General features: G+C 58.9%; 15 protein-coding genes. 13 read left to right on the top strand and 2 right to left on the bottom strand.

Translation table 11 applies throughout. From position 1 onward, the window contains the following. Nucleotides 1–237: 237 nt before the first annotated feature. Nucleotides 238–1,458, bottom strand: a complete 1,221-nt coding sequence (locus tag AACU78_RS10235) for a CaiB/BaiF CoA transferase family protein (protein WP_106576067.1) — start codon at nt 1,456–1,458, stop codon at nt 238–240. 12 nt (nt 1,459–1,470) lie between these two features. Beyond that, nucleotides 1,471–2,652 carry an acyl-CoA dehydrogenase gene (locus tag AACU78_RS10230; protein WP_053253703.1) on the bottom strand — a complete coding sequence of 394 codons (1,182 nt, stop codon included), beginning with the start codon at nt 2,650–2,652 and terminating at the stop codon, nt 1,471–1,473. A gap of 157 nt (nt 2,653–2,809) precedes the next feature. Here AACU78_RS10230 and AACU78_RS10225 point away from each other — a divergent pair, with 157 nt between their 5' ends. The 13 genes from AACU78_RS10225 to AACU78_RS10165 all read left to right on the top strand — a co-directional run bounded on the left by AACU78_RS10225 (nt 2,810) and on the right by AACU78_RS10165 (nt 15,318). After that, complete coding sequence (locus AACU78_RS10225) at nt 2,810–3,709, top strand: LysR family transcriptional regulator (protein WP_106576066.1); 900 nt, start codon at nt 2,810–2,812, stop codon at nt 3,707–3,709. Between the two features lie 452 nt (nt 3,710–4,161). Continuing rightward, entirely contained in the window at nt 4,162–5,283 is a 1,122-nt protein-coding gene (locus tag AACU78_RS10220) for a Re/Si-specific NAD(P)(+) transhydrogenase subunit alpha (RefSeq protein WP_106576065.1), read from the top strand. Nucleotides 5,284–5,298: 15 nt separating this feature from the next. Next, nucleotides 5,299–5,619: an NAD(P) transhydrogenase subunit alpha gene (locus AACU78_RS10215; RefSeq protein WP_003187417.1), complete on the top strand. Its 321-nt coding sequence runs from the start codon at nt 5,299–5,301 to the stop codon at nt 5,617–5,619. Then, a complete protein-coding gene (locus AACU78_RS10210) occupies nt 5,619–7,055 on the top strand; it encodes an NAD(P)(+) transhydrogenase (Re/Si-specific) subunit beta (protein ID WP_106576064.1) in 1,437 nt (478 codons plus the stop codon). The genes AACU78_RS10215 and AACU78_RS10210 overlap by 1 nt, the downstream gene beginning before the upstream one ends. Before the next feature lie 179 nt (nt 7,056–7,234). Continuing rightward, nucleotides 7,235–8,728: an acetyl-CoA hydrolase/transferase family protein gene (locus tag AACU78_RS10205; RefSeq protein ID WP_106576063.1), complete on the top strand. Its 1,494-nt coding sequence runs from the start codon at nt 7,235–7,237 to the stop codon at nt 8,726–8,728. A gap of 318 nt (nt 8,729–9,046) precedes the next feature. After that, on the top strand, nt 9,047–9,262 hold the full coding sequence (locus AACU78_RS10200) for a DUF1127 domain-containing protein (RefSeq protein WP_003214752.1): 216 nt from the start codon (nt 9,047–9,049) through the stop codon (nt 9,260–9,262). A gap of 262 nt (nt 9,263–9,524) precedes the next feature. Then, nucleotides 9,525–9,704, top strand: coding sequence for a DUF1127 domain-containing protein (locus AACU78_RS10195; RefSeq protein ID WP_106576062.1), 180 nt, complete (start codon nt 9,525–9,527; stop codon nt 9,702–9,704). Nucleotides 9,705–9,863: 159 nt separating this feature from the next. After that, complete coding sequence (locus tag AACU78_RS10190) at nt 9,864–10,184, top strand: DUF2388 domain-containing protein (protein WP_106576061.1); 321 nt, start codon at nt 9,864–9,866, stop codon at nt 10,182–10,184. Between the two features lie 105 nt (nt 10,185–10,289). Then, nucleotides 10,290–10,598, top strand: a complete 309-nt coding sequence (locus tag AACU78_RS10185; RefSeq protein ID WP_106576060.1) for a DUF2388 domain-containing protein — start codon at nt 10,290–10,292, stop codon at nt 10,596–10,598. A 26-nt stretch (nt 10,599–10,624) separates the two neighbouring features. Beyond that, nucleotides 10,625–10,945, top strand: a complete 321-nt coding sequence (locus AACU78_RS10180; protein WP_106576059.1) for a DUF2388 domain-containing protein — start codon at nt 10,625–10,627, stop codon at nt 10,943–10,945. Then, a complete protein-coding gene (locus AACU78_RS10175; protein WP_106576058.1) occupies nt 10,942–12,903 on the top strand; it encodes a DUF7844 domain-containing protein in 1,962 nt (653 codons plus the stop codon). Before AACU78_RS10180 ends, AACU78_RS10175 begins: the two co-directional genes overlap by 4 nt. Before the next feature lie 274 nt (nt 12,904–13,177). Further along, nucleotides 13,178–14,485, top strand: a complete 1,308-nt coding sequence (locus tag AACU78_RS10170) for a CitMHS family transporter (protein ID WP_106576057.1) — start codon at nt 13,178–13,180, stop codon at nt 14,483–14,485. Nucleotides 14,486–14,550: 65 nt separating this feature from the next. Then, nucleotides 14,551–15,318 carry a TerC family protein gene (locus AACU78_RS10165; RefSeq protein WP_106576056.1) on the top strand — a complete coding sequence of 256 codons (768 nt, stop codon included), beginning with the start codon at nt 14,551–14,553 and terminating at the stop codon, nt 15,316–15,318. Nucleotides 15,319–15,345: the final 27 nt, after the last annotated feature.

Below are 15,345 nucleotides of genomic sequence, written 5' to 3'. Positions count from 1 at the left end.
CACTGCTCTACCAACTCCTTCTGGGCTTCGATGAACTGAAGCAACTCGCTGTCGAATTCTGCGTAACTCTTTGTTTACCAAGGAGTTTTCCGTTTCGACTGCGCCGGAAGTGGGGCGAATTATAGACTTCCAGAATCTGCCGTCAACCCTTAATTTTGCTTTTCTATCAATTAGTTAGGATTGATTAAAAAACGACCGATATGGAGCGCTTCACACACTCTATATAGAGGGAACCGCTCATATAACCCCCGCTTCCTTTAAAGCAGCCACACTCGCCGGCCCCAGCCCAAGCACTCCTTGCAGCACCTGAACCGTGTGCTCCCCCAATAGGGGAGGCGCGCTACGATACTCAACCGGCGTCTTGGACAGCCTGATCGGGCTCGCTACCTGAGGCACCATCCCCGCCAACGCGTGCGGCAATGCCATCGCCAGCCCCCGCGCCTTGACCTGTGGGTCGGCGAACACCTGTGCCAAGTCATTGATAGGCCCGCAAGGCACACCCACTCGCTCCAGCTGCGATACCCACTCAGCCGTGGTCTTGAAGACCGTAGCCTGGCGAATCAACGGAATCAGCTCTGCGCGATTAGCCACCCGCAGCTTATTAGTAGCAAAGCGCGGATCCTCTGCCCATTGAGGCTGACCCGCCACTTCAGCGAACTTGCGAAACTGCCCGTCGTTACCCACCGTGAGGATGAAGTCACCATCAGCCGTGGGGAAATCCTGATAAGGCACGATATTGGGATGAGCATTGCCCAAACGCTTTGGCGAAATACCTGTCGTCAGGTAATTCATCGCCTGGTTAGCCAGGCATGCCACCTGCACATCCAGCAACGCCATATCAATGTGCTGCCCGCCACCATCATGATCGCGATGGGCCAGCGCTGCGAGAATGGCCACCGTCGAGTAGAGCCCGGTCAGGATGTCGGTCAACGCCACGCCCACCTTCACAGGCCCGGCCCCTTCGTCACCCTCTGGCCGACCGGTCAGGCTCATCAGGCCACCCAGCCCCTGGATCATGAAGTCATAACCCGCGCGCGTCGCATAAGGCCCCGTCTGACCAAAGCCTGTGATCGAGCAATAGATCAACTCGGGATTGATCTCCTTCAGCGATTCATAGTCCAGCCCATATGCCGCCAGACCACCCACCTTGAAGTTCTCGATCAGGATGTCGGACTTGGCCGCCAGGTCACGCACCAGCTTCTGCCCCTCCGGTCGCGTGAAGTCGATAGTCACCGACTCCTTGTTACGGTTGGCCGACAAGTAATACGCCGCTTCACTGGTGTTCTCGCCAAATGCATCCTTGAGAAAGGGCGGCCCCCATGCACGCGTGTCGTCGCCATTACCAGGCCGCTCGACCTTGATCACTTCAGCCCCAAGGTCCGCAAGGATCTGCCCGGACCAGGGGCCCGCCAGCACTCGCGATAAGTCCAGCACCCGCAGATGTGAAAGCGCGCCCATACCGTGCTCCTATTAATAGAACGCCTGAAGACCGGTTTGCGCACGCCCAAGAATCAAGGCGTGCACGTCATGCGTTCCTTCATAGGTGTTGACCACCTCCAGGTTGACCAAATGGCGCGCCACCCCGAACTCATCGGAAATACCGTTGCCACCCAACATGTCACGCGCCATACGGGCGATATCCAGGGACTTGCCGCACGAGTTGCGCTTCATGATCGACGTGATCTCAACCGCCGCCGTTCCCTCATCCTTCATGCGCCCCAGACGCAGGCACCCTTGCAGCGCCAACGTGATCTCGGTCTGCATATCGGCCAGCTTCTTCTGGATCAGTTGGGTTGCCGCCAATGGACGCCCGAACTGATGACGATCCAGGGTGTACTGGCGAGCGGTATGCCAGCAGAACTCGGCAGCACCCAGCGCGCCCCAGGAGATGCCGTAACGCGCCGAGTTAAGGCAGGTGAAAGGCCCTTTCAAACCACGCACATCCGGGAAAATGTTTTCTTCCGGCACAAATACGTTATCCATGACGATTTCACCGGTAATGGAGGCCCGCAAGCCGACCTTGCCGTGAATCGCTGGAGCGCTCAGACCCTTCCAGCCCTTCTCAAGGACAAAACCACGGATATCCCCGGCATCGTCCTTGCCCCATACCACAAACACATCGGCGATCGGGCTATTGGTGATCCACATCTTGGCGCCAGTCAGGCTATAGCCGCCGTCTACCTTGCGCGCCCGCGTAATCATCGCGCCCGGATCAGAACCATGGTTAGGCTCCGTCAGGCCAAAGCAGCCGATCCATTCCCCGGATGCCAACTTCGGCAGGTACTTCTGCTTCTGCGCCTCGGTACCAAATTCGTTGATCGGCACCATGACCAGTGACGACTGCACACTCATCATCGAGCGATAGCCGGAGTCGACACGCTCGACCTCACGGGCGATCAGTCCATAACTGACGTAATTCAAGCCACTGCCACCGTACTGCTCAGGGATCATCGCGCCGAGCAGGCCGGTTTCGCCCATCTCGCGAAAGATCGCCGGGTCAGTCTTTTCATGGCGGAAGGCTTCGAGCACACGCGGCGCCAACTTGTCCTGGGCGAATTGCTCAGCACTGTCACGCACCATGCGCTCTTCTTCGGTGAGCTGTTGATCCAGCAGCAGCGGATCGATCCAGTTGAAGCTTGCCTTACCAGCCATGAATAAGCCCTCGCGGAAAAAATCAGAAGTCGTGGATGCAGCCTAGGCTGGGCAGACGCAGAGGGCAAACGAGGTTTCTGCATAGGGTTGTGCTAATTTCTCACTCCGAAACGACTGAGAAGGGCGCAGACGCGCTTTATAAGTGAGTACTCCGTACATGCGCAGAAAAATTCCCAGTACGACGGCCTTGGTCAGCTTTGAGGCTGCGGCCCGCCACGAGAGCTTTACCAAGGCGGCGCACGAGCTTTCCATCACTCAAGGCGCCATCTGTCGACAGATCGCCAGCCTTGAAGAGTTTTTGAGTGTCGAGCTATTTCGGCGCTCAAGGCGCGGGGTAAAACTGACGGAAGCGGGCCTGTCCTATAGCCGGCGTGTCGCCATGCAACTGGACGCCGTAGAGCGCGACACCTTGTCTGTAATGGGACAGCAGGGCGCCAACGTCATTGAACTGGCCGTGGTGCCGACCTTCGGCACGCAATGGCTGATCCCTCGACTAAAAGATTTTCAACGACAGCACCCAGAGGTGACCGTCAATCTCACCAACCGGACGCGCCCGTTTCTATTTGCCGATACCGAATTCGATGCTGCGATCTACTTCGGCGATGCGGACTGGTCCGGCACCGAGTCCCACCGCTTGATGGGGGAAAATCCGCTGCCGGTGTGCAGCCCGCGCTTGCTGGGTGACCGTGACCACTTCAGCCCTCAGCAGATCGCGCAATTGCCGCTACTGCAGCAAACCACTCGGCCATACGCCTGGCGCCAGTGGTTCAGCGCGCAACAACTGAACATACCCCGTGACATGACAGGCCCACGTTACGAGCTATTCTCGATGTTGTCTCAGGCCGCCATGCATGACATGGGCATTGCGCTGATTCCGCCATTCCTTATCCAGCGCGAGCTTGAGGAGAAGCAATTAGTGATCGCAAGCACCGAGGCTCTCAGCAGCTCGAAGGCGTACTACCTGATGATTCCCGATAGAAAAGTCGAATCCGCCTCACTGCACGCCTTCAGAGACTGGTTAATTGATCAATCACAGCGCTATAACCCCAATGTTTAAAGGCCCGACGCCACTTACTGACCCTGTAGTCAGGAAATTCTAAATCCTACAGATGTACGGATATGTCGCATTTACACAGACTGTACCTGCCAGCCAGAAATCCGGCGCGAAGCTATGATCCACATGGCTTGCAGCGCCGATGAGCAGCCAATGCCCGCCCATTCACCGCGACAATTGTAAAAAGTCTAAAAACAGCCTGAACCCCTCTAAACACCTGTATTTGAAGCGGTTATTAAAGGGCATTGCGACAATCAGTCACAGGGTGACTTGTAGTTAATTTTTCGTCACCCGTCATAATCCCTTGATGGCCGTAAAGTTCGCCTGCAAAATGCCGCGCCCCGCTGTCATTTCGGCGGGATCGTGCTGATCGGCCGCCCCAGTTGCGCCACTCGCGGTGCACTGGCCTTTTTACAAAAAGATCAAAAGCAAAAAGATCATGCAGGAGATTTGACGTGCACATTGGTGTTCCTCTCGAAACCCAGACCGGTGAAACGCGGGTGGCTGCCACCCCGGAAACCATCAAGAAGCTGATCGGCCAGGGCCATAAGGTCACGGTTCAAAGCGGTGCAGGCACTAAAGCCAGTGTCGTGGACAGTGCCTATGAAACGGCAGGCGCAACCATTGGCAGTGCCGAGGATGCGTTGGGTGCCGAGCTGATTCTCAAGGTGGTTGCCCCCAGCGACAGCGAACTGGCGCTGATCAAAAGCGGCACCGTGTTGGTGGGCATGCTCAACCCGTTCAGCAACGAAACCATCGCCAAACTCGCCGAGCGCGGCGTTACGGCCTTCGCCCTTGAAGCTGCACCGCGCACCTCGCGGGCCCAGAGTCTTGACGTGCTGTCATCGCAAGCGAACATCGCCGGCTATAAAGCGGTATTGCTGGCAGCCCATCACTACCCACGCTTCATGCCGATGCTGATGACTGCCGCCGGCACCGTCAAAGCCGCGCGCGTGCTGATCCTCGGCGCTGGCGTTGCAGGCTTGCAGGCGATTGCCACGGCCAAACGCCTGGGCGCAGTGATCGAAGCATCCGACGTGCGTCCGGCAGTAAAAGAGCAGATCGAATCCCTGGGTGCCAAGTTTGTCGACGTGCCCTACGAAACCGATGAAGAACGCGAATGCGCCGTCGGCGTCGGCGGTTATGCGCGCCCCATGCCTTCCAGCTGGATGCAGCGCCAGGCCCTGGCCGTGCACGAACGCGCCAAGCAAGCCGACATTGTTATCACCACCGCGCTGATCCCGGGCCGCAAGGCACCGACCCTGTTGAGTGCTGAAACCGTCGCACAAATGAAACCCGGCTCCGTGGTCATCGACCTCGCCGCAGCCCAGGGCGGTAACTGCCCGCTGACAGTCGCCGATCAGGTGATCGTGGAAAACGGCGTGACCATCTGCGGCCCGACCAACTTGGCCGGCGCAGTCGCTGCTGATGCGTCTGCTCTGTATGCACGCAACCTGCTGGACTTCCTGAAGCTGGTCTTCACCAAGGAAGGGCAGTTTGAAATCAACCTCGAAGACGACATCGTCGCCGCGTGCCTGATGTGCCGCGACGGCCAAGTCATCCGTAAAAACGCCTAAGCAGGGATTCAGACGATGGAAGAGCTTATCTCCCCCGGTATCTACAACCTGATCATCTTTGTGCTGGCGATTTACGTCGGTTACCACGTGGTTTGGAACGTCACCCCCGCGTTGCACACGCCATTGATGGCCGTGACCAACGCGATCTCGGCGATTGTGATCGTCGGCGCCATGCTGGCGGCGGCCCTTACCGTGACACCCCTGGGCAAGACCATGGGCACTCTGGCCGTGGCTCTGGCGGCGGTCAACGTGTTCGGCGGCTTTCTGGTAACGCGCAGGATGCTCGAGATGTTCAAGAAAAAAGCCCCGAAAGTAAAAGAAGAGGCGCCGAAGTAATGAGCATGAATCTTGTAACGACGCTCTACCTGATCGCGTCGATCTGCTTTATCCAGGCCCTTAAAGGCTTGTCACACCCCACTACGTCGCGACGCGGCAACCTGTTTGGCATGCTCGGCATGGCGCTGGCGGTGCTGACCACCGTGGGCCTCATCTATAAGCTGGGCGCAGAGTTGGCTACAGCAGGCATTGGTTACGTCATTGTCGGCCTATTGATCGGCGGCACCGCCGGTTCAATCATGGCCAAGCGCGTAGAAATGACCAAGATGCCCGAGCTGGTGGCCTTCATGCACAGCATGATCGGCCTGGCCGCAGTGTTTATCGCCGTCGCCGCCGTGGTCGAGCCGCAATCCCTGGGCATCGTCAAACACTTGGGCGACTCGATCCCTGCCGGTAACCGCCTGGAACTGTTCCTCGGCGCGGCCATCGGTGCCATCACCTTCTCCGGCTCGGTGATCGCTTTCGGCAAGCTCTCGGGCAAATACAAGTTCCGCCTGTTCCAGGGCGCACCGGTACAGTTCGGCGGCCAGCACAAGCTGAACCTGGTGCTGGGCCTTGCAACCCTGGGTCTGGGCCTGGCGTTCATGTTCACTGGCAACCTCAGCGCCTTCGCATTGATGCTGGCCCTGGCGTTTGTGCTTGGGGTGCTGATCATCATCCCGATTGGCGGCGCCGACATGCCGGTCGTCGTGTCGATGCTCAACAGCTACTCCGGCTGGGCGGCGGCGGGTATCGGCTTCTCGCTGAACAACTCGATGCTGATCATCGCCGGCTCGCTGGTAGGCTCCAGCGGCGCGATCCTGTCGTACATCATGTGCAAGGCGATGAACCGCTCGTTCTTCAATGTACTGCTCGGCGGCTTCGGCAACACAGCCGATGCGGCGGGTCCTGCGGGTTCGAAAGAAGCGCGCCCGGTCAAATCCGGCTCTGCCGACGACGCGACTTTCCTGCTGACCAACGCCGACACCGTGATCATCGTGCCGGGCTATGGCTTGGCGGTGGCACGTGCGCAACATGCGCTTAAAGAGCTGACCGAGAAGCTGACCCACCGCGGCGTGACCGTGAAGTATGCGATCCACCCGGTGGCGGGCCGTATGCCTGGCCATATGAACGTGCTACTGGCTGAGGCCGAAGTGCCTTATGACCAGGTGTTCGAGATGGAAGACATCAACTCCGAGTTCGGCCAGGCCGACGTGGTACTGGTGCTGGGCGCGAACGACGTGGTCAACCCGGCCGCCAAGAACGACCCTAACTCGCCGATTGCCGGCATGCCGATCCTTGAGGCGTTCAAGGCCAAGACCATCATCGTCAACAAGCGCTCGATGGCCAGCGGCTACGCGGGCCTGGACAACGAGTTGTTCTACCTGGACAAAACCATGATGGTCTTCGGTGATGCCAAGAAGGTCATCGAAGACATGGTCAAAGCCGTCGAATAACACTGCGCCAGCGCAATACCCGAAACCCTGGCCTGCAGTAGGCTGGGGTTTTTTATTGCTGGATTAAACCCGACCAAAGGCTCTAAATCGCCGCCTGGCATTCGACCATGGTAGCGGGCCGAATTTTTTTGAAATCACTACACTGCCCACCTTGCTTCCGTAGCCTGAGATAACAATTCATGTACCGTGATCGTATCCGCTTGCCTTCGTTGTTGAACAAGGTCATGAGCGCGGCAGACGCCGCCGCACTGATCGAGGACGGCATGACCGTCGGCATGAGCGGCTTCACCCGAGCCGGTGAAGCCAAGGCCGTCCCTCACGCCCTGGCCGAACGCGCCAAGACTTCGCCGCTGAAAATCACCCTGATGACCGGCGCCAGCCTGGGCAATGACCTGGACAAGCAACTGACCGAAGCCGGTGTGCTGTCCCGACGCATGCCATTTCAGGTCGACAGCACCCTGCGCAAGGCGATCAACGCCGGCGAGGTGATGTTTATCGATCAGCATTTGTCGGAAACCGTCGAGCAACTGCGCAACAACCAGCTCAAGCTGCCGGATATTGCCGTGATCGAAGCCGTCGCGATCACCGAGCAAGGCCATATCGTGCCGACCACCTCCGTGGGCAACTCGGCCAGCTTTGCGATTTTCGCCAAGCACGTGATCGTTGAGATCAACCTGGCGCACAACCCGAACCTGGAAGGGTTGCACGACATTTATATTCCAACCTACCGGCCGACGCGCACGCCGATCCCGCTGGTCAAGGTCGACGACCGCATCGGCAGCACCGCGATTCCGATCCCGCCGGAAAAGATTGTCGCTATCGTAATCACCAACCAGCCTGATTCCGCGTCCACCGTGACGCCGCCGGACGCCGATACCCAAGGCATCGCCAATCACCTGATCAATTTCCTCAAACAGGAAGTGGACGCCGGTCGCATGACCAACAAGCTCGGCCCGCTGCAGGCCGGGATTGGCAACATTGCCAACGCAGTGATGTGCGGTTTGATCGAATCGCCGTTTGAAGACCTGACGATGTATTCGGAAGTCCTGCAGGATTCGACTTTCGACCTGATCGATGCGGGCAAGCTGAGCTTCGCTTCCGGCAGCTCGATTACCTTGTCGCAACGGCGCAACGCCGACGTGTTCGGCAACCTGGAGCACTACAAGGACAAGCTGGTGCTGCGGCCACAGGAAATCTCCAACCACCCTGAGGTGGTGCGTCGCCTGGGCATTATCGGCATCAATACCGCGCTGGAATTCGACATCTACGGCAACGTCAATTCCACCCATGTATGTGGCACGCGGATGATGAACGGTATTGGCGGCTCCGGGGACTTCGCGCGCAATGCGCACCTGGCAATCTTCGTTACCAAGTCGATCGCCAAGGGCGGCGCCATCTCCAGCGTCGTGCCGATGGTCAGCCATGTGGACCACACTGAGCATGATGTCGACATCCTGGTCACCGAAATTGGCCTTGCCGACTTGCGCGGCCTAGCGCCACGGGAACGGGCCCGGGTGATCATCGACAACTGTGTGCATCCGGCGTACCGCGATGCGCTGAACAGCTACTTCAATGCCGCCTGTGCTATCGGCGGGCATACCCCGCATATCCTGCGCGAGGCACTGAGCTGGCACATTAACCTGGAAGAAACCGGGCATATGCTCAAGGCGTGATTGATACAGCTTCGAGCTGATGCACACACAGTGGCTTCAGCTCGAACGCACCCGAATCAATTCAGAGAAAAACTGTACTGCTGTACCGGTCATTTCCCACCGAATATTCCTGCATACCTCACCTAAATCGCCTATTTCGCACTGTTTCAGTGCGGACAGGTACAGTTGCCCCATTTCCGTACAGTACAGCGGGTATAAACAGTTAACTGGCCCTTCACAATACAGGTGAACTGTATCTACAGAGTCTTGCGCCGGAGGAGGATCATTGGCATCAGTTAAACCACTATCTAATCCCGCCACAAGCGGAAGGATGTCATCATGGAACGTACACTCAGTTCCGATCTGTTCTTCGAAGAAAAAGCTGTAAACACCCAGGCTTCCCTGCCTTTGCGCGTTCTCGCCAACCTGATGTTGTGGCAGCGCCGCATCTCCAGCCGCCATCAACTCGCTCGTCTGGATTCGCGTCTGCTGGCTGACGCCGGTATCAGCGAAGCTCAACGCTACGAAGAGCTGAGCAAGCCGTTCTGGCGCTAATTGGCGCCCGCTGGCCCTGACCCACCGGGTCCACTGCCAGCACCCTGATTTGTCAAAGCAAAGCCCGCCCCGGGTAGCCGGAGGCGGGCTTTGCTGTTTCTGGATTTCGGTTCTTGCATCGCCAAACAGATAAACTGTCTAGCGACCAGTACAGTTTAAAAAATACTACAGTTAAGCAGTACAATTTAGACTTGGTGTATCTGTATTGGTATCAAAGACGCGCCCAACATGGAGTTTCACTCCCTCATGAAAGGCCATCCCCATGCGCGCCTCGTCCAGTAAACGACTGCTTATTCGTACCGCCAGTGCCCTGGCTCGATGGGCTAAACGGGCCTATGAGCGCCAACAACTGGCCCAACTCAGCGTTCGGGAGCTGTCGGACGCAGGCATCAGCCAGGGCGACCGGATCGCCGAGCTGTCCAAACCGTTCTGGCGCGACTAAACCGCTGCGAGGCTTTCCGAATAGATAAACGGCAGCTTAAGATCGCGTCATCACGTGGCGAACCTTGTAGAACCGACGTCTGATGCTCAATTGCAACAACGTCGGTTTCACGGTGGCCGCTTTGCGCCGCTTTATTTGTTCATCTACAGGAGTCATTCCATGTCCCGTCTTCGCCTGCTGAGTGCCGCAGCCCTGTTGGCCGTGGCTGCCAATGCCAACGCAAGCAGCCTTATCGTGACCACCGATTCGATCGTCGGCGCGCTGAAAGCCACCTCCGATGCCAGCTCGGATGCCACCTCCTCCCTGCGTGACAACAAGGTCGTCCAGGCCGCTCGCGATGACGCCGCCAGCTTCGTTGCCAGCGAAGGCGCCATCCGTGGCGTGAAGCTGGAAAGCGCCCTGGCCCAGATCCGCCAACAAGCCCCGCAACTGAATGCCGCGAGTGACACGCAGCTCGCCCAAGCGATCCTGGCTATCTGACGCAGATCGGCATAAAAGCGCGCCAGCTGCTACCTCATGTGTCAGCGCTGGCTCTCGCCCGGGCGTTGCGCTAGCCTTGGCGCTCGCTTTCAGTTGTCGAGTCTCATGGTTTTTTCATACCGCCTGTTGATCGTTCCCGTATTATTTTCCGTCTGCTGGTCACCCTTGGCTTCGGCCTTTGATGTGTCCACCCAGAGCACCGTCATCAGTGCCTACGCCACCAGCAAGGTGACGTCAGCGCCCTTTGACAGAAAGTTGGTAATGGCCGCCCAGGATGACGCTGCCGCTTTTATCGCCACTGACGGCCAATGGCGGGGCGCTCGTCTGGAATCCGCGCTGGATTATCTGCGCCGCACCCAGCCAAAACTTCATGCAAGCGACCTTGAACTGGCGCAAGCAATTCTCGTCCAATAATCATCTTTGTATTTTGGAGTTATTCCATGCGTAGCCCGCTGATCGCCGCCGCTCTCGGCCTGCTGTTGTTGGCCGATGTCGCCCACGCGCAAACCTTGAAGGCCACCAGTAACATCGTCGTGCGTGCCTCGGCCCGCACCATTGACTTCACCTCGGACACCACCACGTCCATACGCGACTCCAAAGTCGTACGCGAAGCCCACGACGACGCCGCCAGTTTCGTCGCCACCAATGGCGAGATCCGTGGTGCGCAATTGGAAGCCGCCTTTGACACCCTGCGAACCCGCGTGCCGCAAGCTCGCGATGCCAGTGACCAGACGCTCGCCGAAGCCATCCTCGCTCTGTGAGGCGCCTGGTCGCCTGGCTATTGGCCGGGACTGTGCTGCTCTGTGCAGGCGCAGCCCAGGCCAGCCTGCAACTGCGGCTCAAGACCGATGGCTTGAGCCCGGCCGAACAGCAGGCCAGCCAGGCATTGCTTGATGAAGCGATGCGCGCCTTGCCGCCGCGCTTTGTCGAGCAACTGGACCGACGCATCGATGTCGGCTGGACCGACAAAATGCCTGAAAACGCCTATGGTCAGGCCTCACTGGTGTCCGAGCTTGATCTGAATCAGAACCTGCTCGCCAGCCTGACCGACGGCAGCGCCGCCACCCAAAAAACCAATCGCCCACACGGCACTGTGCGCCGCGAAATGCTCGCCACCGTGCTGCATGAGCTGACCCACATCTATGACCGTGCGCGCCTGTGGTCCAAAGACGACCGCGCGCTCATCCAGCGGTGTAGCCGCCAAAACAACATCACCGGCCTGATCGGTCTGCCCGATCAATGCCGTGGCCAGAATGATCGCCGCTTTACCTTGAGTGACGACCCGCGCCTGCTGGACCTCGCCGGCTGGCCGCAATACGTGGGCCGTCGCGGCGAGCGTGAACAACACAACCACCAGGTTGCCCGTAGCCCGGACATCTACGAAACCACCAGCCCGCTGGAGTTCGTGGCAGTCAACATGGAGTACTTCCTGCTCGACCCGAGCTACGCCTGCCGTCGCCCCGCGCTGTTTCGCTACTACAAGGAACACTTCGGCTGGGCGCCGCCCGAGCAAGACACCTGCGCCAAAACCTACGCCTTCCTGAATGCAGGCAACGATTTCGCCAAGACGCCACTGGGCCAGATCGATCCGGAGCGCGTGTACGAAATCGACTACCTGCTGGCCGAAGCCAACCAGAACCTGGTCAGCCGCTGGGGCCATAGCATGTTGCGCCTGGTGATCTGCGCGCCCGGTCGCCCGCGCGGCCCGGATTGCCGCCTGGACCTGGACCAACACCTGGTCCTGTCCTACCGCGCCTTTGTCGGTGACGTACAGCTGTCGAGCTGGGATGGCCTGGTGGGCAAATACCCGTCACGCCTGTTCGTGCTGCCCCTGGCCCAAGTCATCGACGAATACACCAAGACCGAACTGCGCGGGCTGGCATCCGTACCGCTGAAACTCACCCGCCAAGAGATCAACGACACCGTCGAGCATGCCGCCGAAATGCATTGGAGCTACGACGGCAACTACTTCTTCATCTCCAACAACTGTGCGGTCGAAAGCCTCAAACTCCTGCGCAGTGGCAGCGCCAACCCACAGCTGACCGGGCTGGACAACATCACCCCCAACGGTCTGCTGGAAGTGCTCAGCGCACGCGGCCTGGCCGACACCAGCGTCCTCAAGGACAAACGCGAGGCACTGCGCCTGGGTTATCACTTCGACTCGTTCCGCGAGCGTTACCAGGCGATGTTCGATGTCCTGCGCAAACACTTGCCGATCAAGCAGACCGAGGTCGAAGACTGGCTGTCCCTCAGCGCAGAAGAACGCCGCCAATGGTTCAGCCAGGCCGACCTGCGCACCAGCGCCGCGCTGTTGCTGCTGGAACAGGCGAGCTATCGCAAACAGCTGATGTTGGCCCAGGACGAAGTCAAACAACGCTACCTCGGTGCTCGCGAGCTGAAAAACGGCGGCATGGAAAAAGCCAACAACACCCTGCAACAGATCCTCGCCAACAGCGGCTTCCTCAGCCGCCCGGCGGAGCTACTGGGCAGCAGTGGCTACGGCCTGCCACAACCGTCGGAATCCAAACGCCTGGAATCGGAAAGCGCCGAGCGCCAGAAGCAGCTGCAATCTTTGACCGGCGATCTGGATAAAGAGGTGAGGGTGCTGCTCGAACCTTCCCGCGCCGCCGAAATTGCCGCGTGTGAAGCCAATCTCAAACAGGTGGGCGAGCACCTGAGGGCGCTGCACAAAGCGGCGGGGGGCCTGGAGCTTCCATAATTCGCCCCACACAAGCTGACTCGCCCTACAGAAGAACCAGAAAAACCTCTCATCATCTGATTACACAGCGAAAGCTGGCTGAAAGCTTCCACGTCTAGGATCGCCACCACTGTCGGCAACAGACCGGCTGTTAACAACAACAATGGTGATTCCCGATGTCCGCTCGTCCTTGCCTTTTCGCTCCAACTCCACCCGTACGCCACGTGCCTTTCGTACTGCGCTGACCCCAAACCGGTTCGCCATTCCCTAGCCGCGCTACGCCTGGAGTATTCCTATGCTGACTTTCCTTGGCTTTGCCATGGTCATCACGTTCATGTTCCTGATCATGACCAAGCGCCTTTCCGCGCTGATTGCCTTGATCATCGTGCCCATCCTGTTCGCCCTGTTTGGTGGCTTTGCACCCGAGATCGGGCCGATGATGCTTGCGGGCATCACCAAGCTTGCGCCGACCGGCGTGATGCTGATGTTCGCCATTCTGTACTTTGCCCTGATGATCGACTCCGGGCTGTTCGACCCGGCCGTGCGCAAGATCCTCAAGATGGTCAAGGGCGACCCGCTGAAAGTGTCGGTCGGTACCGCCGTGCTGGCACTGGTGGTGTCTCTCGACGGTGACGGCGCTACCACCTACATGATCTGCGTCGCCGCCATGCTGCCGTTGTACCAGCGCATCGGCATGAGCCCGCGGATCATGGCCGGCCTGATCATCCTCGCCGGTGGCGTAATGAACATGACGCCATGGGGCGGCCCGACCGCCCGCGCCGCCAGTGCGCTGCACGTAGACCCCTCGGATATTTTCGTACCGATGATCCCCGCCATGGCCGCCGGCGTCGTGGCCATCCTGGCGATTGCTTATATGTACGGTAAACGCGAACGAGCTCGCCTGGGCGAACTGCACCTGCAGGGTGACGAGATCGACCACAGCGAGATCAGCGTGTCGCAGTTCCCGGATGCTCGTCGTCCGAAGCTGATCTGGTTCAACGGCGCCCTGACCTTTGCCTTGATGTGCACCCTGATCGCCGGCTTGTTGCCGCTGCCAGTGCTGTTCATGGTGGCGTTCAGCATCGCGATGATCGTCAACTACCCGTGCCTGCAACAGCAGAAAGACCGCGTCGCTGCCCACGCAGGCAGCGTACTGGCGGTGGTGGGGCTGATCTTCGCTGCCGGTATTTTCACCGGCATCCTGTCGGGCACCGGCATGGTCGACGCCATGTCCAAAAGCTTGCTGGCGGTCATCCCCGAAGCGATGGGCCCTTACCTGGCGGTGATCACCGCGCTGGTGAGCATGCCGTTTACTTTCTTCATGTCCAACGATGCGTTTTACTACGGCGTACTGCCGGTACTCGCCGAAGCCGCCAGCCACTATGGCATCACCGCCGTGGAAATGGCCCGCGCGTCTATCGTCGGCCAGCCCGTGCATCTGCTCAGCCCGCTGGTCCCTTCGACCTACCTGCTGGTAGCCCTGGCCGGTATCGAATTTGGCGATCACCAACGCTTTACCCTCAAGTGGGCAGTGCTGGTATGCCTGTGCATAATGTTCGCCGCTTTGCTGATGGGGATTTTTCCGCTGTTCAGCACTCTATAATCGTACCCACTCACCCGCGCGGCGCTGCAGCTTGCGCGGTTTAACATTTGCTCAAAGGAATACACATGGAATGGCTGACCAATCCGGAAATCTGGATTGCCTTCTTCACCCTGACGGCCCTCGAGATCGTCCTGGGCATCGATAACATCATCATGATTTCGATCCTGGTCAGCCGCATGCCCAAGCATATGCAGGCGCGCACCCGGATCTTCGGCCTGGCCCTGGCCATGGTCACGCGAATCCTGCTGCTGCTGTCGATCACCTGGGTCATGCAACTGACCGCCGACCTGTTCGTGGTCTTCGGCCAAGGCATTTCCGGCCGCGACCTGATCCTGTTCTTCGGTGGCCTGTTCCTGCTGTGGAAAAGCTCCCAGGAGATGTACCACGCACTGGAAGGCGAAGACGAAACCCACGACGAGCCGAAAGGCGCCGGCGGCAAGTTCATCTACACCATCATTCAGATCGCCATCATCGACATCGTGTTCTCGCTGGACTCGGTGATTACTGCGGTTGGCATGGTTTCTCACGTGCCGGTGATGGTGGCAGCGATCGTGGTGGCCGTTCTGGTGATGATGCTGGCTGCTGGCACCATCAGCGAATTCATCGACAAGCACCCGTCGCTGAAGATGCTCGCGCTGTCGTTCCTGCTGGTAGTGGGTACGGTGCTGATTGCCGAATCCTTCGACGTGCACGTGCCAAAAGGCTACGTCTACTTCGCCATGGCGTTCTCGCTGGCGGTGGAAGCGATCAATATCAAGATGCGCACCGCCATCGCGAAAAAGAAGAAACAGCAGGATCCAGTGAAACTGCGCAAGGACATTCCGGGTCAATAACACCGACCCGCTGCTGAAAAGGGGCTT

The sequence above is a fragment of the Pseudomonas sp. R9.37 genome, assembly GCF_963878885.1.
Taxonomy (GTDB): domain Bacteria; phylum Pseudomonadota; class Gammaproteobacteria; order Pseudomonadales; family Pseudomonadaceae; genus Aquipseudomonas.
The sequence above is the reverse complement of the archived record's forward strand: the minus strand, read 5'-3'. Positions and strand labels throughout refer to the sequence as shown.